The following is a 21,421-nucleotide window of genomic DNA, read 5'->3' on the forward strand; positions in this document are numbered from 1 at the left end:
CCGCGAGACGCGGTGCAATCGGCTCCGATTGGGGCAATTCATCTCGACGCCGGGCTCAGGGCTACCGAGAAACTGCAGCGACGTGAAGCGTCCTTCATGCTACAGACCCCGCGGCACACGGGTTTGACGCTGCGTTCGCGGATGCATCTGAGGCGACCGAGATTGCAACTGCTTTTCTTGCCGAGCTTCGAGCAATCCGCGACAGGGCGGTCCTCATGGTACGGAACCTCCGCTCACAATCATTCCGCCGCAGATTCCGGCGTTTCGGGCTTCGGGGCTTTGGAAGATGGGATCGGAACCAGACCTCGAAGAAGCCAGAACATCATAACGCGGCGCCAGTGGCGCGATCGAAGACGTACACTTGGCTGCGCTCCATAGCCGCCTTGAAGAGGGTTCCGTGGCGGGCCGGATGGTCGCCGTCGACGACGGCGGTTATCTGTTTTCCCGCGAACTCGAAGAGGACATGCGTCTGCGCACCGGTCGGCTCGACGAGCAGCGTCGGGCCGACAATGGCGTTGCCCTCTCCGCCGGCGACAAAATGCTCCGGACGCAGCCCGATCCGGACCGCCTGCCCGGGCCGGACCCTGCGTTCCGGCGCAATCCGGATCGCCGATCCGTCGCTGAGCCGTACCGCGGGTTCGCCGTCAGCGGCGTCGACCGTCCCGTCGAGCACGTTCATGGCCGGCGAGCCGATGAAGCCTGCGACGAAGAGGTTGGCGGGTGTGCGATAAAGTTCCAGCGGCGTGCCTACCTGCTCGATCTTGCCACCGTTCAAGACGACGATGCGGTCGGCGAGCGTCATCGCCTCGATCTGGTCGTGGGTAACGTAGATCGAGGTGGTGGCGACCTTCTGGTGCAACGCCTTGATCTCGGTGCGCATCTGCACCCGGAGCTTGGCATCGAGGTTGGAAAGCGGTTCGTCGAACAGGAAGACGGCCGGATCGCGCACGATCGCCCGGCCCATGGCGACGCGTTGGCGCTGGCCGCCGGAAAGCTGGCTCGGCTTGCGATCGAGAAGCTCCGTCAGCGCCAGCATGCGCGCCGCCTCGCCCACTCGCTTGTCGATCTCCGGCTTGCGAAGCCCGGAAAGCTTGAGGTTGAAGCCCATGTTCTCGGCCACGGTCATGTGAGGATAGAGCGCGTAGGACTGGAAGACCATCGCAATGTTGCGCTCGCGCGGCGTCAGCGGATTGACGACCTTGCCGCCGATCAGCACCTCGCCGTCGCTAATCTCTTCCAGTCCCGCGATCATGCGCAACAGCGTGGACTTGCCGCAGCCGGAGGGGCCGACGAGCGCGATGAACTCGCCCTCCACGATCGAAAGCGACACGCCGTGGATCACCTCGAGCACACCGTAGCTCTTGCGTATGTCCCTGAGTTCGACCGATGCCATGATGCTTGCTCCTTGAAACGAGGGCTCAGGATTTTACTGCGCCGGCCGTGAGACCCGCGATGATGTGCTTTTGGGCGAGGAAGAAGACGATGACCGTCGGCAGGATTGTCAGCGTGATGAAGGCGAGCACGAGTTGCCAATCGGTGCCGAATTCCCCGCGATAGACCATGATGCCGAGCGGCCACGGATATTTCTCCTCCGTGTTCAGCATGATCAACGGCAGGATGTAGCTGTTCCAGCTGTGCACGAAGGTGATGATGCTGACCGTCGAGACGATCGGCCGCGAAAGCGGCAGGGAAATGTACCAGAAGAAGCGGATGTAGCCGCAGCCGTCGACGAAGGCGGCCTGGAAGAGTTCATCCGGCAGGTTCCGGAAATAGTTGCGGAAAAGCAGGATGCTCATGCCGAGGCCGAAGGCGACCTGGGGCAGGATCACGCCCCAGTAGGTGTCGAGCAGGCCGAGATCGCGGATGCGGATGAAGAGCGGCAGGATGGCGGTCGCCGCCGGGAACATGAGCCCGATCAGGAAGTAGTTCAGCAACTGGTTCACGCCGAAGAACTTCACATGGGCGAAGGTGAAGGCGGCCATAGCCGAGACGATCACCGTCAGGACCACCGTCACGGTTGCGATGAACAGTGAGTTCAGCATCTGCCGCCAGTAGCGGTCGCCGAAAAGGATATCGACATAGTTCGACCAGAGCCATTTGGAGGGCAGGCCGAACGGATTGACGCGCAGCTCGCCGAGCGACTTGAAGCCACCGACAGCGGTGGTCAGCAGCGGCACGAGCACCAGCGCTGCCACCAGCGACAGCGACAAGTAGAGATAGATGCGGGTTGCCGTGGTTGTGCGGACTGAGGAGGTCGTGTCAGTCATGGCGCATGAATATCCGTTTGTAGCCGAAGGCGAGCGTCACGCAGATGACGAAGAGCACGACGCCGACGGCGCTGCCGAGACCCACCTGCATGCGCGTGACGCCGTAGGTATAGAGGAAGGTCACCATCGTTTGCGTCGAATTGGACGGTCCGCCGCCGGTGAGCGGCATGATGAGATCGAAGAGCTGCAGCGAGCCGATGACTGCAAAGAAGATCGAGAGCCTGACCGTCGAGCCGAGCAGCGGCAGCGTCACGTAACGGAATTTCTGCCAGCCGGTCGCCCCGTCAATCTCGGCGGACTCCAGCACGCTCCTGTCCACCGCCTGCAGGCCGGCGATGAAGAGCATCATATGGAAGCCGAAATACTTCCAGATGATGACCGCGAGCACAGCGTAGATCGCGAGGTCACGGTCGGCGAGGACATAGGGGGTTGCGACGCCGAAGAAGCCGGCGACAGCCGCGAAGAGGCCGTAGTCGCCGTCATAAACGAAGCGCCAGATGAGGCCGGCGGCGACGTCTGCCAGTACATAGGGAAGAAAGAAGATCAGCCTGAAGGCGACAACGCCGGCAATCCTGTGGGCGAGCATCATCGCGAGCCAGATCGCAAGCGGGATCTGCAGGAGCACCGAGACGAGAATGATGAGGCCGTTGTTGATCAGCGCCCGGGAGAAAGCCGCATTGTTGAACAGCACCTCGAAATTGCGGAACCCGACGAACTGCTGCGGCAGCCCGTAGCCGTTCCAGCGATAGAGGCTGTACCAGGCCGCCTCGCCCATCGGCAGAATGACGAAGACCGTGAAGAGCAGCAAAGCCGGCGGCAGGAAGAGGATGAGGACGGGGAGCCGCCCCCGCACCGTTGGACTCTTGTAGCGCACCTTCTTGGCGCTAGCCGTGGCCGGCATCGCGGTTATCGTCGCAGTCATGTCGGTCATGTCGTCCTCATTCTCGCGCAGGTCTCATCGATCTGAGGGCCGGGCGAGGGCAGCGGCCATCGCCCGGCGGTTTCGGGAGATCACTCGAGCTCGAGCGCCTCTTGGATCGCCTGCACGCCCTCCTCGGAGGACATCTGTCCGGCGATGATCTCGACGGAGATGTCGTTGACGACGCGGCCGACCGAAGGACCGAGATCCTGGTCGAAGTAGTTCTGGTGCCAGGTAGAGGCGGCGAGCTGGTCGGCAGCGCCGCGCATGAGCGGGTCGGTGACGCCGTCCTGGGCGCCAACAGCGACAGGGATGAGCATGCCGATGCCCGCCATCATCCGTTCGTTCTCCGCATTGGTCAGGTAGCGCAGGAAGTCGAGTGCCTCGGGCGGTGCGTTCTTCGTCACGGCCCAGCCATTGAGGCCACCCAGCGTATCGGTGACCGCGCCCGCGCCGCCCTCCACGATCGGGAAGGCGAAGCGGCCGATGTTCTCGGGCGCGAGGCCCTTGCCGTCGCCGGCGTTTTCGCGCTGGTTCGTCTCGGTATCCTCGAAGCTCAGGACCATCGCCGCCTTGCCGTCGCCGAAGACGCCGAGGGTCTGCGGCCAGGTGGCACCGAGATAGCCCCCCTGGAACGGTTCGAGCTTGCCGAGTTCTGCAAGCTGCTCGCCGGCCTTGATGATCGCCGGATGCTGGAAGCCCTCGCCCTCGTTGTTCTTGGCCGCCTCGAAGACCGCCTGGCCGCCGTTGCGCATGACGAGGTAGCTCCAGTAGAAGTGCAGCGGCCACTTGTCGCCGCCTCCGCCGGCGATTGGCGTGATCCCGGCCTCTTTCAGCGTATTCACCGCCGCCAGAAAGCTGTCCCAGGTCTTGATGTCCTCGGCCTTCAGGCCCGCCTTCTTGAAGAGTTCCTTGTTGTAGAAGAAGCTGATTGTTCCCATTTTGAAGGGAACCGCATAAATTCGGTCATCGAAGGTAAGACCCTTGAGCGCGGCGGGATTGTAGCTCTTCTCCCAGCCGCCGCCGTCGGCACGCATCGCCTCGGTCAGATCCATCAGGGCGCCGGTCTCGGACTGCTGCTTCAGTACGCCGCCACCCCAGGAATAGAAGAAGTGCGGCGCGTCGTCCGATTGTAGGAGCGTCGGCAGCTTGGCCTTGAATGCCTCGTTTTCGAGGAACTGCATCTGCACATCGACGCCGGGATGCTCGGATTCGTACTTGGCGGCGATGTCTTCCCACATCTTCACTTGAGCCGGAACGGTTTCGAGGTGAAGCCACTTCACCGCCGTCTGGGCGAATGATAGGCCCGTGCTCAAGAGAAGCGCCATGCTGCTCGCTGCGGCAAATACGGCCAGTCGTGTGGCGCGAAGAGGGGTCTTCCCACGGTCATGCATCATCGAAATCTCCTCCCAGGGGCGAAATATCCTCACCAATTTTTCCCCTATGCGGATTAATTCAGACGACATAAGCGCAAATGTCAACTGCGGATGCCAGAAAAATCCATCATTTGGCTTGACAGGAGGCGCTGCTTGCCGGTTATTTAATTTGCATTCCGGCGAAATAACCGTTTTCTCTCAGGCAGATCGTCCAGCACACGCGAGCATCCCCCAGAACCATGAAGACAGCCGACCCCGAATTGATGCGCGCGATTAACCGCTTCAACGTGCTGGACACGATCCGCCGGCACGGGCCGATTTCTCGCGTGGAGATCAGCGAGCGCTCCGAATTGTCGACGACGACCGTTTCGGCGATCACCGCCTCGTTGCTCGACGACGGCCTCATCCTGACGCGGCACGAGGGTGATATCCGCAATTCCGCAGTACGCGGCCGGCCGCGCGTCATGCTGGAGCTCAATCCTGATGCCGCCCGTGTCGTCGGCGCCAAGATCGCGGCCAATCGCATGGTCTTCGTCGTCACCAACTTCCTCGGGGAGGTTCTCTCTGATCTTACCCTGCCCATCCGGGTCGACCGCCAGCCCATCGCCGTCATCGCCGATCTGATAGAGGACGGCGTACGCCGTTGCGTGGTCGACGCCGACCTTTCGCTCGACGATATCGATTCAGTCTGCATCGGCCTTCCCGGCGTGATCGAGCACCGCACCGGCCATGTACGCTCAAGCCCGATCTTCCGAGAAACGGACGTCGACTTCGCGAGCGAAATGACGAGCCGGCTCAACGTCGCGACGATCGTCGAAAGCGACGCGCACGCGATCACGCTTGCCCATCACTGGTTCGGCCGGGCCCGCGATCTTAACGACATGGTGCTCGTCTCGCTGGAGCAGACGCTGGGCCTCGGCGTCCTGCACGGCGGCCAGCTTTTCCGTGGCGCCGGCGGCCTGAGCCACAATCTCGGTGACCTCGTGCTCGGCGTCGGCCAGCAACAGACCGTTCGGCTCTCGACCCTTGCCGGCGAGAGCGCGATCCTCGGCGAACACCCGATGGACGGCCGCTTCGCCGAGGCGGTGCGCCTCGGACGCGGCATGGCGCACGCGCAGACGCTGATCGCGGCGGAGGACAACATGCTGATCGCGGCTGCGGTGCGGGCCGGAGAAGCGATCGGGCATGCGGTCGCCAACATCGTCACGCTGTTCGGGCCGCCTCGCGTCGTCATCGTCGGCTCGAGCCTGTCGCTTGGCCCCGTTTTCGTGGACAGCATTCGCCAGGCCTATCAGAACGCGATCCCGCCCTCGATCCGCACTGTCGCGGAACTCGTCTTCGACGAGTCGGCCGACGAGACCTGGGCACAGGGAGCCGCCGTCGTGGCGCTCTGCGAACTCTACGAGTCCCCCTGGGGGACAACCGGGCCGGCGCCGGCGCTTTGATGCGTTGCGCCGGTCTTCTGCGATTTCCATTTCGGGAGGAGACTGATGGAAAAACTCGGTATCGGCATCATCGGCTGCGGAAACATTTCGTCGGCCTACCTGAAGGCAATGGCGTCCTTTCCGATCCTCGACATCCGCGGCGTCGCCGATCTGAACGGCAACCTTGCCGAACAGCGCGCCGCCGAGTTCAACGTCGAGGCCCGCGACGTCGCCGCCCTCCTCGCCGATCCTTCGATCGAGCTCATTGTCAACCTGACCGTACCGAAAGCGCACGTCACTGTTGCCATGCAGGCGCTCGAGGCCGGCAAGCATACCTATTCGGAAAAGCCGCTTGGCATCAATTTCGCGGAAGGGCAAAAGCTTGCCGCGGCGGCGCGGGCAAAAGGCCTGCGCATCGGCGCCGCCCCCGACACGTTCCTCGGCGGCGCGCATCAGACGGCGCGCGCGATCGTCGATTCGGGCACGCTCGGTATTCCCGTCGGTGGCACCGCCACCTTCATGTGCCCGGGCCACGAGCGCTGGCATCCCAACCCCGACTTCTATTACGAGGTCGGCGGCGGGCCGATGCTCGACATGGGCCCCTACTACATCACCGATCTCGTCAACCTGCTTGGCCCGGTCGAAAGGGTTGCCGGCTTCGCCGCGGCGCCGCGGAAGGAACGGACGATCACCAGCGAAGCGCGCAAAGGCGAGCGCATTCCCGTCCACGTGCCGACCCATGTCGCCGGCTTGATGGCCTTCGCGAACGGCGCTGTCGTGCAGATCGGCATGAGCTTCGACGTCGCTGGCCACAAGCACGTGCCGCTCGAACTCTACGGAACGGAGGGCACGCTGATCGTGCCGGATCCGAACCATTTCGGTGGCCAGATCGAGCTTCTGAGGAAGGGGTGCGCCTTTGAGCCGGCTGCCACGACCGAGCCCTATGCGGACGGCAACTACCGCTCGCTGGGCGTCGCCGACATGGCGCACGCCATTCGCTCGGGGCGGCCGCATCGGGCAAGCGGGGATCTGGCGCTGCACGTGCTGGAGGTCATGGAGGCCTTCCACAAGGCGGCGGAAACCGGCACCACGATCAGCATCACCACGAAGACCGAGCGTCCGGCACCGCTGTCGGAATCGCTCGTCGATGGCCGCATCGGCCGCTAGTTTCTTACAGGAGGACTTCTACATGCGCGAGGCACTGATCGTCTGGGGAGGCTGGAGCGGCCACGAGCCGCAGGAATGCGCCCATATCATCCGCGATATGCTGCAGGAGGACGGCTTCAAGGTCTATCTGGAGCACACGACCGAGGCCTTCGCCGATCCCGCGATCCACGACCTGTCGCTGATCGTGCCGATCATGACGATGTCGAAGATCGAGAAGGAGGAGGTGAAGAATCTGGCCGCCGCTGTCGAAGGAGGCGTGGGCATTGCCGGCTATCACGGCGGCGCAGGCGACGCTTTCCGCGAATGCGTCGAATACCAGTTTATCATCGGCGGGCAATGGGTGGCCCATCCCGGCAATATCATTGACTATCGGGTGAACATCACACGCCCGGACGACCCGCTGATGGAAGGCATCTCCGATTTCCCCTACACCTCGGAGCAATATTACATGCACGTCGATCCCTCGAACGAGGTGCTGGCAACGACGACTTTTTCCGGAGAGCATGCCTGGTGGATCGAAGGCGTGGTGATGCCGGTCGTCTGGAAGCGGAAATACGGCAAGGGCCGGGTCTTCTATTCCTCGCTCGGCCATGTATCGAAGGAGTTCGAGGTTCCCGAGATGCGCACGATCTTCGGCCGCGGTGCCAACTGGGCGGCGCGCTGACACGCGTCGGCGAGACGCTCAAGGCGCATGGCCGTGGCGCTACAGGACGCCGTGAAGACCAAAGGCAGTCAGGGCGGGGTCCGCAAGGCGCAGATTTGCTCGTCGGGCGATCGCGGCGCGGTCCGTGCCGAGTCCCGCGGTGCTTGAGCGGTCGCCGGCGCCCCCTGAGAAACGGGGACATCAATCAGAGGACCAACGTTGCTGCGGCGCTCGCAAGGGTGTGATCTTGCCAGTACAGAGGCCGTAAAGCCTCAGCCTAGGGCGTGGCTTGCCAGACCGTAGAGGTTTTGCCCTGGTACTACCTCCGGGCGACCTTTGCCCCGACGGGACATTGCGAGCACCGTGTCGAAGACGGTCAGGCCGGATTGCGAAAGGAATGTCGCGAAAGTGCCGGTCTCGACCGGCGTGTCGAGCCTCAGAAACTGGTTTTCGTGGGCGGCGACATGCTGCCGGATAACTGTGATTGCGTCAGCATCAGATTCTGCCACGACCGGGCCAATGACATGACCCCTGCCAAAAGGACGGCAAAGCGCGAAAGCGCACAGCCGACCGCCGCGAAACAAGCCGTAAGCTATGGATTGTGCGAAGAGCTTCCCGATCAGCGCCGCCCTCGAAACGCCGAATGCCCCTGCATCCAAGTCGACGACAGCGGCAAGGTCCTCCCCTTCCAGGCGCCGGACCGCGGACTGCTCCGTTGGCGTAGTCAAGTCGGCCGGGCGGCGGACAGTGCCCTGGCATTGGTATATGGTCCGCACGGGCTGGAAGCCGAGCGAATGATAAAGACGGCGGGCGGCCCTCGTCGCATTGAGCCTGAGATTGCGTCCCCGGCAATCCGAAAGCACGTGGTCCATAAGCCACCGTGCGGTGCCGTTTGTCTGCAGCCTGGGGGAAGTGATCACCATGCCTATGGTCGCAAAATCGTCACCGTGCGGAAACCACATGGCCGAACCCGTTAGCCTGCCAATTTCATCGCGTGCGACATAGCCGTGGCCGCACTCACGCAGAAACTGCAAATCCTCGGAACGCAGAGGCCACCCGACGGAAACTGACAAGGCATGCAACTGCTCGAGATCGGCGCTCTCGATGCCGGCCACATGCATTTCGAAGCTGTCGATCACTTTGGATTCGGCTGCCGGTGCGTCCACTCCTGCCTCCCCGCCATTGTTTTTGCTTGCGCCTCGCCTTCGCCAATACAGTCTAGCCAAGCCGCGGCGAGAGCTTTTCTTGCTCACAATAGGACCTGACGCTCGATACGATTCGCTTGAGAGTGCATTGCGCGCACAACAATCGTCCGAATTCGACGCGCTTTCGGCATGTAAATCGTGCGCAGGCTTCTAAGGTATTTTGAGAGAAGCGAGCCGGCGGTCGCTTGCCAGTCATCTTATGCGCGGTGACGCGTGGAAACCAAACCCTTTCGTTGTGAACGCATGATCGGCGGCATCGATCTCGACAGGCCGAGAGTGTTGAGAGGACACCAATGCAGGCAGCGGAAATCCTGGAAAAGCTCGTTGGCTTTCGCTCCGTCGTGGGCCTACCCAATGAAGACATAGTGGCTTGGATCCGCGGCTATCTGGAAAACAACGGCGTCGCAGTGGTTGTCCTTCCCGGTCCGGAGAGCGATCGGTCGAACATCTTCGCCACCATCGGGCCGAAAGAGGCGCATGGCTATATTCTCTCGGGTCACATGGACGTCGTTCCGGCGGCCGAACTCGGCTGGACAAGCGATCCCTTCCGCCTGCGCGCTGAAGCAGGCCGGCTCCATGGCCGCGGCACCACCGACATGAAGGGCTTTCTCGCCGCCGCTCTCGCGGCCGTCCCCAGGCTTGTTAACAAGCCGCTACTCCGGCCGCTGCACCTCGCCTTCTCCTATGACGAGGAGGCGGGCTGCCGTGGCGTGCCGCATATGATCGCGCGCCTCCCGGAACTCTGTGCGACGCCGCTCGGCGCGATCATCGGCGAGCCAAGCGGCTTGCGTGCGATCCGCGCCCACAAGGGCAAGGCTGCCGCCAGACTGACGGTCAAGGGTCGCTCCGGCCATTCTTCGCGCCCCGACCAGGGGCTGAATGCCGTCCACGCCATCACGGGCGTTCTTACCTGCGCGGTCGGAGAAGCCGACCGGCTGGCCCGTGGTCCTTTCGATCATCTCTTCCAGCCGCCCTACTCTTCCCTGCAAATCGGCACGATGAAGGGTGGTCAGGCGGTCAACATCATTCCGGACGCTTGCGAGGCGGAGTTCGAAGCACGGGCGATTTCCGGCGTCGATCCGGGAGAACTGCTCGCGCCGGTGCGAGCGGCCGCCGAGGCGCTGTCGGAACGAGGCTTCGAAGTGGAATGGCAGGAACTAAGCTCCTATCCGCCGCTTTCGCTCGGTCCCGATGCACCGCTCGCGCGGCTGCTTGAAGAATTGACCGGTCTCGAGCCTCTCCCGGCCGTCAGCTACGGCACCGAGGCGGGACTTTTCCAACGGGCCGGCGTCGACGCGATCATCTGTGGCCCCGGCGAGATCGGCCGCGCCCACAAGCCCGATGAATTCATCCTCGTCGATGAACTCCTGGCCTGCCAGGCGATGATCGAGCGGCTCGGCGAGCGTTGCCTCGCCTGAGGCATCAAGAAGGAGACGCGCGATGACCTTCCTCTTCAATTCCGATGCAAAGCGCGGCGCGATTTTCGCTAAAGCTTTTTCGCGTGAACTGCCGGACATTCCTTTCGCCACTGATCCGGCGACGGTCGACCCGGATGCGGTGCGCTACCTGATCACATGGACGCTTCCCAAGGACCTCACGCGGTTCCGTAACCTTGAAATCCTCTTCTCGATCGGCGCCGGCGTGGACCAGTTCAGCATCGACGCCGTGCCGCCGCATGTGAAGGTCGTGCGCATGGTCGAGGACGGCATTGTCCGGATGATGCAGGAATATGTGACACTTGCCGTGCTCACGCTCCATCGTGACCTGCCGGCCTATCTCGCCCAGCAACGCAGCCAGCATTGGCAGGCTATTTCGCCGGTTCAGGCCTCGGAACGCCGCATCGGCGTGCTCGGCCTGGGCATGCTCGGCACCGCGGTGCTCGAACGATTGAAACCTTTCGGTTTTCCGCTATCCGGCTGGAGCCGCAGCGCGCACGAGCTCGAGGGCGTCAGATGCCTGCACGGTCCTGACGGTCTCGACCGTCTGTTGGGCTCCACCGACATTCTCATCTGTCTCCTGCCTTTGACCGACGAGACGCGTGGCTTCCTCGATGCCACGCTTTTCGCCAAACTCCCGACCGGTGCGGCGCTGGTCCATGTCGGCCGGGGCCCGCAACTCGATCATCAGGCACTTCTTGAGGCACTGGATAGTCGCCGTCTCTCCGGCGCCGTCATCGACGTCACCGATCCCGAACCGTTGCCGGCGGGACATGCCTTTTGGAGCCATCCGAGAATCCTGCTGACGCCGCACATTGCGAGCGTGACGCAACCCGAAACCGCCGCCCAAGCCGTGATCGAGAACATCAAACGCCACCGCTCGGGTCTCGATCCGATCGGGCTCGTCGATCGCGGCCGCGGCTACTGAGTTCCAAACCGACGAAAGGACAGCCATGTCGCTCCTAAAGACCATCGACACCAACCCCTCCTTCGCGCCGCGTGAGTCAGGCCCCCTCCCGGAGCGCCTGATCTCCGGCAACCCCTCCTTCAGGACCTGGGCCCAGGACGTCGCCCGCGGGGAGATGATCCACACCGGCGTCTGGGAGGCGACCCCCGGCGAGACACGCTCTATCAAGGGAGATACCTTCGAGTTCTGCCATATCCTTTCAGGCGTCATCGAACTCACGCCGGAAGGCGGCGAGCCGGTCACCTACAAGGCGGGCGATAGCTTCGTCATGAAGCCGGGCTTCGTCGGCGCTTGGAAGACGATCGAGACAGTGCGCAAGATCTACGTGACCGTGATGGGTTGAGCGGTGGGGTCATCCGACCCCGCCGAACAATACACTGCGCGGCGAATGAAAAACGGTGTTTTCCGCCGCGCCACCTCCGCCAACAAATCAAGCGACTACCTCCATTTTGCTAGCTTCGACTTGCAATGATCCGAGGTATCCGCATGGCACTGAGCTTCAACCCTGACACCATCCATCTTCCGATTGGCCACTTCATCGGTGGCCGGTTGGTGGCGGCCGAAGGTGTCATCGATATGCATCGCCCGTCCGACGGCAAGGCCTATGCGGGCTGTCCACTCGCAGACGAAGCGCTCGTCGATCGCGCGGTCGAGACCGCCAAGCAAGCGCTCAAAGTGAGCAACTGGGGCGGAGTGCGGCCGCGCGAGCGCACGGTCGCGCTGCAGCGCTGGGCGGACCTGATCGAAAGCGAGGCCGAAACCCTCGCCAAGCTCGAAGCGCTTTCGTCGACACGGCCTGTCGGTCATCTGGTCGCCGGCGATATCGCCGTCAGCGCCGAGCAGATCCGCTTTTTCGCCGAATTCGCCGATAAGGAAGGAAGTGATCTCGTGCCGACCGACGACGGTAACTTCGGCATGGTCATGACCGAACCTTATGGCGTCGTCGGCGCCATCACTCCGTGGAATTTTCCCGTTTCGATGGCCGCCTGGAAGCTCGGCCCTGCGCTTGCCGCCGGCAATGCCGTAGTCCTGAAGCCATCGGAAATCACACCATTCTCGACGGTCTACCTCGCCGAGCTCGCGGTCCGCGCGGGCCTCCCGGCAGGTCTCGTCAATGTCGTGCTGGGCGACGGTCCGGTGACCGGCAATGCCATCACCGGTCATCCCGATATTGCGAAGGTCAGTTTCACCGGCTCGACCGGCGCCGGCTCGGCCATCATGGCCAATATCGCCGCCACCGGGGTCAAACCGATGACGCTGGAGCTCGGCGGAAAGAGTCCTCAATTGGTCTTCGCCGACGCGGATCTCGACAAGGCTGCCGCTGCGATCGCACAGAGCATCCTCTCCAATGCCGGCCAGGCCTGCGTCGCCGGCTCTCGCCTGATCGTCGAGGAAAGCGTTGCCGCGCCTCTCGTCGAGGCGATCGTCAGACGCATGAGGGTGGCGAAGGCGGGTCCGACCTGGGACGAGGCGAGCGACTACTCGCCCATTATCTCCAAGCGCCAATTGAACCGCATCCACGGCATCGTCGAAGCGGCCGTTTCGGCGGGCGGCGAATGCCTGTTCGGAGGCGGCCCGATGGATGCGCCGGGCTATTTCTATCATCCGACGCTGCTGGCGGTGCGCGACAGCTCCTCGCCAGCCGTTGCCGAAGAAATCTTCGGTCCGGTCCTTACGATGCAGACCTTCGCCGACGAAGAGGAGGCATTGGCTCTCGCCGACCACCCGACCTACGGCCTGGCCGCTGGCCTCTTCACCCGCGACCTGTCTCGCGCGCTACGGCTGACGCGACTGCTGCAGGCCGGCACGGTTTGGGTCAACCGCTATAGCCGCTCGCGCGACCATATCCTGCCGACCGGCGGCTACAAGCGCTCCGGCGTCGGCAAGGACCTCGGACGCGAGGCGTACCAGGCCAACCGCAAGAGCAAGAGCGTTCTCATCAGCCTCTAGGAGTCTCCATGAAATCCTATTCGATCGCACTCATCCCCGGCGACGGCATTGGCCCGGACGTAACGGATGCGGCCTGGCAGGTTCTTTCGACCGTTGCCAGTCATTCCGGCTTCTCGCTCACCGGCACGCCCTTTCCCTGGTCCTGCGCCTTTTACAAAGAAACGGGCGCGATGATGCCGACGGACGGCATAGAGATCTTGCGCCGCTTCGATGCGATCCTGCTCGGCGCCGTCGGCTGGCCGGCCGAGGTGCCGGACTCCGTTTCGCTGCATGGCCTGCTCCTGCCGATCCGCAAGGCCTTCGTGCAATATGCCAATATCCGCCCCCACCGGCTGCTGCCGGGCGTCCAAGGTCCGTTGAAGACGCAAAACTTCGACATCCTCTGCATCCGCGAGAATACCGAGGGTGAATACTCCGGTGCCGGCGGCCGCGTGCATCAGGGAACGGCCGATGAGGTCGCGATCGAGACCTCGATTTTCACCCGCACGGGCATCGAACGGATCCTGCGCTTCGGCTTCGAGCAGGCACGTGCGCGCCGGCGCAAACTTGCTTCGGTGACCAAATCCAATGCCCAGAAATACTCCATGGTGTTCTGGGACGAGATTACGCGAGAGCTCGCCGCCGAATACGCGGATGTCGAGGTGACGAGCTATCACATCGACGCCATGGCCGCACGCATGGTGATGGCGCCTGAGAGCCTCGATGTCGTGGTCGCCTCGAACCTCTTCGGCGACATCCTGACCGATCTCGGTGCCGCGATCCAGGGCGGGCTCGGATTTGCGGCTTCCGCCAACATCAACCCCGATCGAAGCGCCCCGTCGATGTTCGAGCCGGTACACGGCTCCGCACCCGACATCGCTCATCTCGGGATCGCCAACCCCATCGCCGCCATATGGTCCGGCGCGATGATGCTGGAGCATCTCGGAGAAAAGGACGCGGCGCGAACGGTCATGAGTGCGCTTGAAAGGACCACTGCCCGGGGCATCGGCACCGCGCCCGGCAGGGACAAGACGGAAACCATCACCGCGGCGGTGCTTGCCGCGCTCGACTGATCTTTAGAGGAGCAGGATAATGAAGTTGAACGACAGGGAACTTTTTCGGCAAGAGGGCCTCATCGACGGAGCCTGGCTGGCCGCAGCCTCCGGTAGGACCGTCGACGTATTCGACCCCGCCAGTGGGACGCGCCTCGGCACCATTCCGGACATGGGCGAAGAGGAAACGCGAGCCGCCATCGACGCCGCCAATGCCGCGTTCAGACCGTGGAAGAAGAAGACGCATGCCGAGCGCGCCGCATTACTTGAGCGCTGGTATGCGCTGATGATCGAGAACCTCGAGGATCTGGCGCTGCTCCTGACGATGGAACAGGGCAAGCCGCTCGACGAAGCGCGCGTCGAGATCCGTTACGGCGCTTCCTTCGTCAAATGGTTCGCCGAAGAAGCCCGCCGCATCGGCGGCCACACCATCCCCTCGCCGACGGCAGATCGCCGCATCGTCGTTTTGAAGGAGGCGGTCGGCGTCTGCGCCATCGTGACGCCGTGGAACTTCCCCAACGCAATGATTACACGCAAAGTGGCACCCGCCCTGGCGGCCGGCTGCACGGTGGTGATCAAGCCCTCGGAGTTCACGCCGTTTTCAGCGCTCGCCCTCGGAGTTCTGGCAGAGCGCGCCGGCATTCCCGCCGGCGTGATCAACATCGTCACCGGCATGCCGACCGCAATCGGCAACGAGTTCATGGCGAACGAAACAGTGCGCAAGATCTCCTTTACGGGCTCGACGCGTGTCGGGTCGCTCTTGATGCGAGGTGCGGCTGACAGCGTCAAGCGGCTATCGCTCGAACTCGGCGGCAACGCCCCCTTCATCGTCTTCGACGACGCCGATCTTGATCTGGCGGTCGAGGGCGCGATCGCGTCCAAATTCCGCAATGGCGGCCAGACCTGCGTCTGTGCCAACCGCATCCTGGTGCAGGCCGGCGTCTATGACGCCTTCGCCGAGAAGCTCGGCGCCCGCGTCAGTGCGATGAAGGTCGGCCCAGGTACGGAACCCGGCATCGCCATTGGACCGATGATCAATGATGCGGCGATCGACAAGATCAACCGTCATGTCGAGGACGCGATTGCCAAGGGAGCCAAGGTTGCGGCGCGCGGCAGGTCGGTCCCGGAGGGGAGACAATATACGGCCCCAATCGTACTCACCGGCGCCACCGCCGACATGTTGCTTGCCAGCGAAGAGACCTTCGGTCCCGTCGCACCGCTCTTCCGCTTCGAGACGGAGGACGAGGCAATCGCCACCGCCAACGGAACGCCCTTCGGCTTGGCTGCCTATTTCTATACCGAGAGCCTGAGACGCTCCTGGCGCGTGGCGGAAGCGCTCGAATTCGGCATGGTCGGCCTCAACACCGGCGCCATCTCCACCGAAGTCGCCCCCTTCGGCGGCGTCAAGCAATCCGGCCTTGGCCGAGAAGGCGCCCAAGTCGGCATCGAGGAATATCTCGAGATGAAGAGCTTCCACATCGGCGGGCTGGACTAGGACCTATGAATTGGTCGTAGCGTCACGACTGCATTTGAGGTGAAACCGAATTACAGCCTGACGATCTTCTCGCCAAGGAACTGTCTTCACCTTTGGTCAAGGAGCCAGTCGGCGTGGTCGGCTGCAAGCCCCTCTTGTTCCCAAGCTTGAAGAGAGCCGTAAACGCGCGTTTCTGGCCAGCGCGCGTCGCGTTCTTGACTTTGGATCCAGGTTAAGTGGACCATTGCTACCCTTCCGTCTTCAAGCTGATAGAGAGCGTCGTCGCAGTCAAACCGGCGGGCGAATAGCTTCGCGCTGGTCCGGTAGAGAGGATGTCCGGGCCCGGTTTCCCGTGCAAGTTCTGACTCCCAGGCTAGCAAGTATGCTTCGTCCATGGAGGTCCGGACTGGTTCCCAAGGTTCACGCCATTTCACGGGATCTCTCCAAGACTTGCTTGCATCACTACAAGTCAGTTGCGACTGCTCGGTTATGCAATTGATCGACGTCAGTTGCAATGTCCGGAGTAGCGCATCTCGGTTTACGTCGCTTGACGATTCCGTGCTGGCGCAAATCGTGATTCAAGACTGGCAGGAGGACCTGCCCATGCGAGATCATTATTGGCTCAGCGAGGCCCCGCTCGAGCGCATCAAGCCGCACTTCCCGCGGCCCCACGGTGTGCCACGCGTCGACGACCGCCGTGTAAGGAGTAGAGCGGGATGCGTGCGGAAGGCCGCCGTCCTTTCCTCATCCCGCGCTTAAGCGCGCGAGGCGCTTCAGCTCTTTCGGCAAGACCGCTGCACACTTTGGGCGCACGCCAGGCTAAATCTTCCAAACAAAAATGGCGCGAACCTGCCCGGTCCGCGCCACTTTTTCATACGCCCTTGCTGTCTACTGGAACCTGTCCAGCATCTTGTAATACATGCCGACGAGCGGCAGGAACCAGGGCTTCCCGAAATGTCCGGGCACCGCCGGCCATTCGAGACCCTTCAGCGGGTTGCGGTCCGGCCGGTCGAGGATCGCGTCCGCCATGATCATGCCGAGATGCGTCGAAAGCTGCGCCCCATGGCCGGAATAGCCCATGGCGTACCAAACCCCGTCATGATAGCCGGCGCGGGGGAAGCGGTCCTTGGTCATGTCGACGAGTCCGCCCCAGCAATAGTCGATCTCGACATTGGCAAGCTGCGGAAAGATCTCGGCAAGGCTCGCTTTGAGGATCGCGCCGCTTTTCGCGTCCGAGCGCTGGTCGGACGTCGCCGAGAAGCGGGCGCGGCCGCCGAAGATCAGTCGGTTGTCGGGTGAAAGCCTGAAATAATTGCCGATGTTCATCGACGTGACGCAGGTGCGGTTACCCGGCATGCTCGCCGCGATCTCCGCCGCTGTCAGCGGCCGGGTGGCGATGATGAAGCTGCCGACGGCGATGATGCGGCGACGAAAATAGCCGAAGGTCGAAGGCGTGTAGGCGCCGGTGGCGACAATCACCGCATCCGCGGTGACGCTGCCGCGCGATGTTTTCAGATGATGACGGCTGCCCGCCTGCCGATGCTCGGTGACCGCTGCGTTCTCGAAAACCATGGCGCCGTGGCGCGCTGCCGCTTCGGCGAGGCCGACGACATAGCGCCCCATATGCATCATCGCGCTCTTCTTCGAGAGCATCGCCCCGAAGAAGGGCGAGCCGACTTCCTGCTTCAGATCCTCTGCGCTGAGAAGAGCGGTATCGGGATCCACCTCCGCATGCACAGCCTCGAAGTTACGGGCGATCGCATCGAAATGCTGCGGCTTGGAGGCGAGCTTCAGCTTGCCGGCGCGGCGGAAATTGCAGTCGATACCTTCTTCGGCAATCAGCGCTTCGATTGAATCGACCGAATGGTCAAACGCCCTGTAAAGCGCAATCGCCCGCTCCTTACCAAGCTCCGCCTTGGCCGCGAGATAGCTGTGCGCCAGCCCGTTGTTGAGGTGTCCGCCATTTCGGCCGGAGGCGCCCCAGCCGACCTTCTCCGCCTCCAGCACGACGACCTTGGCGCCCGCCTTGGCGAGCTGCCGCGCCGCACTGAGGCCGGTGAAGCCACCGCCGATTACGGCGACGTCGTAGTGGCCATCGACCGGGCCCTGAGCAGCCCCGGCAAAGGCCGGGGCAGTGTCGTGCCAGTAGGAGACGAATTTCATGGCGGACCGCCTTCTCTCTAAAGCCCGACGACGCCCGGCAGACCGGAGATATCGGCGATCTCGACATAACCGTAATAGGGATTGGCCGGCTCGTGGCCACGATTGACCCACACCTTATTCTTGATGCCGAGGTCATGTGCCGACATCAGGTCGTAGCGGAAGGAGGACGAGCAGTGGAGAATGTCCTCCGGGCCGCAACCCAGCATGTCGAACATGTATTCGAACGCCTTGAAGCGGGGCTTGTAGGCCTGCGCCTGTTCGGCGGTATAGACCGCATGGAAGGGCGCGCCAAGCTTTTCGACATTCGACATGATCTGCGAATTCATCGCGTTCGACAGGATCACCAGCGGGATCTCCTTGGCGACCTTGGCAAGCCCCGCCGGCACGTCTGCATGCGGACCCCAGGTCGGCACGCGCTCATAGACCATCCGCGCGGCTTCATCGCGGAATTTGATGCCGTTGCGCTTGCAGGTCCGTTCGAGCGAATTGCGGACGACCTCGGCATAGGGCTTCCAGTCTCCCAGGACCTCGTCGAGGCGATAGGCCGCGAAATTCCTGATGAATTCAGCCATGTGCGCCTCGTCGAGCTGCTCTCCATAGAGGTCGCGGGCCGCTTCCGCCATCTGGAAATTCGTCAGCGTGCCATAGCAGTCGAAGGTGATGTATTTCGGACGGAAGGTCGTCATATGCATATCCTTGAAAGAACGGGGCCAGGTATTCTGTAAGGATCATAGACGCTGCGCCTTCCATCGCCTCGCCTGATTTGGCGGCGTTCGAAGCAGAATCTATCGTATCGAGAGCCGGCTTTGGCAGAAGGTTGTGTGGCCTGCTGGTGGTCGGCTCCGTCTTCCGCCTGGGCGCGCGCCCAGCGCTCTTCCCTGCCAGCATAAGATGCGGCGACGCATGAGAGCAAAGCTATAAGATACCGCGCGGGCCGCGGCCTTCAGACGATCTGCCGGCCGGCACTCCTGCAGACTTGCGGGCAGAAAATGAAGGAAATGCCATGCAGACAAGTCAGATCGATATTGCCGCCTTCGGGTCTGAGCATCTGGAAGCCGCCGTCAAGCTCTCCCGGCAGGCCGGCTGGCCACATCGCCTTGAAGATTGGCACATGGCGCTGAGCCTGAGCGAAGGCGTCGTCGCGATTGAGGGCGACCGGGTCGTCGGCACTGTGCTCGTCACCCAATACAAGGCGGATTGCGCGACCATCAACATGGTGATCGTCGACGAGACGATGCGCGGCCGCGGCCTCGGTCGCAAGCTGATGGACGCGGCGTTGCGGCTCGCGGCCGATCGTCCGCTCAGGCTTGTGGCAACGACTGAGGGCATGCCGCTATACGAAAAGCTCGGCTTCTGCGAGACGGGTCGCGTATTGCAGCATCAGGGTCTCGTCAGAGAAATCGCCACGCCTGGGCAAACGGAGCAGGCGGCAGCGGCAGACATTGAAGCGATCGCCGCACTCGACCGCCTCGCCTTCGGCGCCGACCGTGAAGAGCTGATTGCCTACCTCGCCAAGGTCGGCGACTTCGCGGTGATCCGCCGAAACGGCCGCGTTTCCGGCTTCGGCGCCATCCGCACCTTCGGTCGCGGTGAGGTCGTCGGACCCGTCGTTGCCGGCAGTCTCGATGACGCCAAGGCGCTCATCGCACATTTCATCGCCCGCAGACCAGGCCGCTTTCTCCGGGTCGATACCACTGGCGACACGGCCATTTCGCCCTGGCTTGCCGAACAGGGGCTGGCCCATGTCGGCGGCGGCATCGCCATGATGAAGCCGCAGATACCCCGTGCCGCCGATGTCGCCACAACCTTCGCCCTCGCCAACCAGGCGCTCGGCTGATCCGGAGATCGTCATGTACAGCAATTCCCTCATCGAACTCGATCGTGCCCACCTTATCCACCCGGTCGCCTCCTATCGCGGCCATGAAAAACTCGGCGTGCGCGTGCTCGCCGCCGCCAGGGGTGCGACGGTCACCGACGCCTCGGGCAAGCAACTGATCGACGGCTTTGCCGGCCTCTGGTGCGTCAATGCCGGCTATGGCCATGAAGCGATCGTCGAAGCGGCGGCTCGTCAGATGCGCGAGCTTCCCTATGCCACGGCCTATTTCGGCCTCGGCTCCGAGCCCGCGATCCGCCTTGCCTCGGAACTGGCCGAGCGCGCGCCGGGCGATCTCAACCACATCTATTTCACGCTCGGCGGCTCCGACGCCGTAGACAGCACGATCCGCTTCATCCGCTACTATTGGATTGCCCGCGGCGAGCCGCAACGCGACCAGTTCATCTCGGTCGAACAGGGCTATCACGGCTCATCGACCGTCGGCGCCGGCCTGACCGCGTTACCGGCCTTCCATGCCGGCTTCGGCATTCCCTTCGACTGGCAGCACAAAATTCCGTCTCACTATGTGTACCGCAATCCGGTGGGCGAGGATCCGCAGGCGATCATCGCGGCCTCGCTGGCCGCGCTCAGGCGCAAGGTCGAGGAAATCGGTTCCGAGCGCGTCGCCGCCTTCTATGCCGAACCGATTCAGGGCTCGGGCGGCGTGCTGGTCCCGCCCAAGGGCTGGATGAAAGCGATGCGCGAACTCTGCCGCGAACTCGGCATTCTCTTCGTTGCCGACGAGGTGATCACCGGCTTCGGGCGCACCGGGCCGCTCTTTGCCTCAACCGAGGACGAGATCGTCCCGGATTTCATCACCGCGGCTAAAGGCCTCACGTCCGGCTATGTGCCGATGGGGGCCGTCTTCATGGCCGACCATGTTTACCAGACGATCGCCGAAGGCGCCGGCGCTTCCGCCGTCGGCCACGGCTACACCTATTCGGCGCATCCGGTCAGCGCCGCTGTCGGCCTAGAGGTGCTGAAGCTCTACGAGAACGGCCTCTTGGAGAACGGCGTCAAGGCCGGTGCCCGGCTGATGGAAGGTCTCGAAAGCCTGAGGGACCACCCGCTTGTCGGCGATGTGCGCGGCCGCGGCATGCTGGCTGCCATCGAGCTCGTCGTCGACAAGGCGAGGAAGACCCCCTTGCCGGCAGCCGCGGAGCCGGCGCGCCGCATTTTCGACCGCGCCTGGGAAAACGGTCTCGTTATCCGCGCCTTCGCCAATGGCGTGCTCGGCTACGCGCCGCCACTCTGCTGCACCGAAGCAGAGATCGACGCGATCGTCGAGCGCACGCGCGCGACGCTCGACGAGACATTGGAAGATCCAGATGTCCGCAAGGTTTTGAACGCCTGAGGGATCGGCCGCGATATATCGCGGAACGGTCATATTCGAAATTTTGTGCCGCGCTATGGCGACTTTTCGGAGACTCCGGCGCGGCATAGATGCCAAACTCAAATGCAAGGAAAGCGGCCGGAGCCCAGCATAGGCGGCCTTTCCAGCAAGAGCGGGGAAAACATCCCGCCAT

18 protein-coding genes and 1 pseudogene are annotated in these 21,421 nt (G+C 63.0%); 12 read left to right on the forward strand and 7 right to left on the reverse strand.

The window, feature by feature from the left end; genetic code table 11:
* Nucleotides 1–322: 322 nt before the first annotated feature.
* The 4 genes from PZN02_RS24930 to PZN02_RS24945 form a co-directional block, all read right to left on the reverse strand.
* Nucleotides 323–1,393 carry an ABC transporter ATP-binding protein gene (locus PZN02_RS24930; protein ID WP_280661650.1) on the reverse strand — a complete coding sequence of 357 codons (1,071 nt, stop codon included), beginning with the start codon at nucleotides 1,391–1,393 and terminating at the stop codon, nucleotides 323–325.
* A 25-nt stretch (nucleotides 1,394–1,418) separates the two neighbouring features.
* Nucleotides 1,419–2,267, reverse strand: coding sequence for a carbohydrate ABC transporter permease (locus tag PZN02_RS24935; RefSeq protein ID WP_280661651.1), 849 nt, complete (start codon nucleotides 2,265–2,267; stop codon nucleotides 1,419–1,421).
* Nucleotides 2,260–3,198, reverse strand: coding sequence for a carbohydrate ABC transporter permease (locus PZN02_RS24940; RefSeq protein ID WP_280661652.1), 939 nt, complete (start codon nucleotides 3,196–3,198; stop codon nucleotides 2,260–2,262). Before PZN02_RS24940 ends, PZN02_RS24935 begins: the two co-directional genes overlap by 8 nt.
* Before the next feature lie 80 nt (nucleotides 3,199–3,278).
* Complete coding sequence (locus tag PZN02_RS24945) at nucleotides 3,279–4,583, reverse strand: ABC transporter substrate-binding protein (RefSeq protein WP_280661653.1); 1,305 nt, start codon at nucleotides 4,581–4,583, stop codon at nucleotides 3,279–3,281.
* 218 nt (nucleotides 4,584–4,801) lie between these two features.
* Between PZN02_RS24945 and PZN02_RS24950 the strand changes: the two genes are divergently transcribed.
* From PZN02_RS24950 to PZN02_RS24960, 3 genes are read left to right on the forward strand one after another with little or no spacing between them, the layout of a single operon-like run.
* On the forward strand, nucleotides 4,802–6,007 hold the full coding sequence (locus PZN02_RS24950) for an ROK family transcriptional regulator (RefSeq protein ID WP_280661654.1): 1,206 nt from the start codon (nucleotides 4,802–4,804) through the stop codon (nucleotides 6,005–6,007).
* A 45-nt stretch (nucleotides 6,008–6,052) separates the two neighbouring features.
* Nucleotides 6,053–7,153: a Gfo/Idh/MocA family protein gene (locus PZN02_RS24955; RefSeq protein WP_280661655.1), complete on the forward strand. Its 1,101-nt coding sequence runs from the start codon at nucleotides 6,053–6,055 to the stop codon at nucleotides 7,151–7,153.
* Between the two features lie 22 nt (nucleotides 7,154–7,175).
* Nucleotides 7,176–7,817: a ThuA domain-containing protein gene (locus PZN02_RS24960; RefSeq protein WP_280661656.1), complete on the forward strand. Its 642-nt coding sequence runs from the start codon at nucleotides 7,176–7,178 to the stop codon at nucleotides 7,815–7,817.
* A 251-nt stretch (nucleotides 7,818–8,068) separates the two neighbouring features.
* Here the strand turns inward: PZN02_RS24960 and PZN02_RS24965 are convergent, their stop codons facing one another.
* Nucleotides 8,069–8,962 carry a GNAT family N-acetyltransferase gene (locus tag PZN02_RS24965; RefSeq protein WP_280661657.1) on the reverse strand — a complete coding sequence of 298 codons (894 nt, stop codon included), beginning with the start codon at nucleotides 8,960–8,962 and terminating at the stop codon, nucleotides 8,069–8,071.
* A gap of 332 nt (nucleotides 8,963–9,294) precedes the next feature.
* Here PZN02_RS24965 and argE point away from each other — a divergent pair, with 332 nt between their 5' ends.
* The 7 genes and pseudogenes from argE to PZN02_RS25000 all read left to right on the forward strand — a co-directional run.
* Nucleotides 9,295–10,419 carry an acetylornithine deacetylase gene (argE, locus tag PZN02_RS24970; RefSeq protein ID WP_280661658.1) on the forward strand — a complete coding sequence of 375 codons (1,125 nt, stop codon included), beginning with the start codon at nucleotides 9,295–9,297 and terminating at the stop codon, nucleotides 10,417–10,419.
* 22 nt (nucleotides 10,420–10,441) lie between these two features.
* Nucleotides 10,442–11,365: a 2-hydroxyacid dehydrogenase gene (locus PZN02_RS24975; protein ID WP_280661659.1), complete on the forward strand. Its 924-nt coding sequence runs from the start codon at nucleotides 10,442–10,444 to the stop codon at nucleotides 11,363–11,365.
* A gap of 25 nt (nucleotides 11,366–11,390) precedes the next feature.
* A complete protein-coding gene (locus PZN02_RS24980; RefSeq protein ID WP_280661660.1) occupies nucleotides 11,391–11,747 on the forward strand; it encodes a cupin domain-containing protein in 357 nt (118 codons plus the stop codon).
* A gap of 143 nt (nucleotides 11,748–11,890) precedes the next feature.
* Nucleotides 11,891–13,354 carry an aldehyde dehydrogenase family protein gene (locus PZN02_RS24985; protein ID WP_280661661.1) on the forward strand — a complete coding sequence of 488 codons (1,464 nt, stop codon included), beginning with the start codon at nucleotides 11,891–11,893 and terminating at the stop codon, nucleotides 13,352–13,354.
* A gap of 8 nt (nucleotides 13,355–13,362) precedes the next feature.
* Entirely contained in the window at nucleotides 13,363–14,406 is a 1,044-nt protein-coding gene (locus PZN02_RS24990) for a tartrate dehydrogenase (protein WP_280661662.1), read from the forward strand.
* A gap of 19 nt (nucleotides 14,407–14,425) precedes the next feature.
* Nucleotides 14,426–15,880, forward strand: a complete 1,455-nt coding sequence (locus PZN02_RS24995; protein WP_280661663.1) for an NAD-dependent succinate-semialdehyde dehydrogenase — start codon at nucleotides 14,426–14,428, stop codon at nucleotides 15,878–15,880.
* A 582-nt stretch (nucleotides 15,881–16,462) separates the two neighbouring features.
* Nucleotides 16,463–16,567: pseudogene (locus PZN02_RS25000) on the forward strand (IS5/IS1182 family transposase); the annotation flags it as partial.
* A gap of 180 nt (nucleotides 16,568–16,747) precedes the next feature.
* On the opposite strand, the gene PZN02_RS25005 reads toward PZN02_RS25000, so the two are convergent.
* Together PZN02_RS25005 and PZN02_RS25010 are read right to left on the reverse strand one after the other, a co-directional pair.
* On the reverse strand, nucleotides 16,748–18,022 hold the full coding sequence (locus tag PZN02_RS25005; protein ID WP_280661664.1) for an NAD(P)/FAD-dependent oxidoreductase: 1,275 nt from the start codon (nucleotides 18,020–18,022) through the stop codon (nucleotides 16,748–16,750).
* A gap of 17 nt (nucleotides 18,023–18,039) precedes the next feature.
* Nucleotides 18,040–18,708 (reverse strand): haloacid dehalogenase type II, encoded by a 669-nt coding sequence (locus PZN02_RS25010; protein ID WP_280661665.1) that lies wholly within the window; start codon nucleotides 18,706–18,708, stop codon nucleotides 18,040–18,042.
* Nucleotides 18,709–19,025: 317 nt separating this feature from the next.
* Between PZN02_RS25010 and PZN02_RS25015 the strand changes: the two genes are divergently transcribed.
* On the forward strand, nucleotides 19,026–19,859 hold the full coding sequence (locus tag PZN02_RS25015) for a GNAT family N-acetyltransferase (protein ID WP_280661666.1): 834 nt from the start codon (nucleotides 19,026–19,028) through the stop codon (nucleotides 19,857–19,859).
* A gap of 13 nt (nucleotides 19,860–19,872) precedes the next feature.
* Nucleotides 19,873–21,249, forward strand: a complete 1,377-nt coding sequence (locus PZN02_RS25020) for an aspartate aminotransferase family protein (protein WP_280661667.1) — start codon at nucleotides 19,873–19,875, stop codon at nucleotides 21,247–21,249.
* Nucleotides 21,250–21,421 lie beyond the last annotated feature (172 nt).

Origin of the sequence: Sinorhizobium garamanticum (genome assembly GCF_029892065.1) — a bacterium.
In the GTDB taxonomy this organism is placed as follows: Bacteria; Pseudomonadota; Alphaproteobacteria; order Rhizobiales; family Rhizobiaceae; genus Sinorhizobium; species Sinorhizobium garamanticum.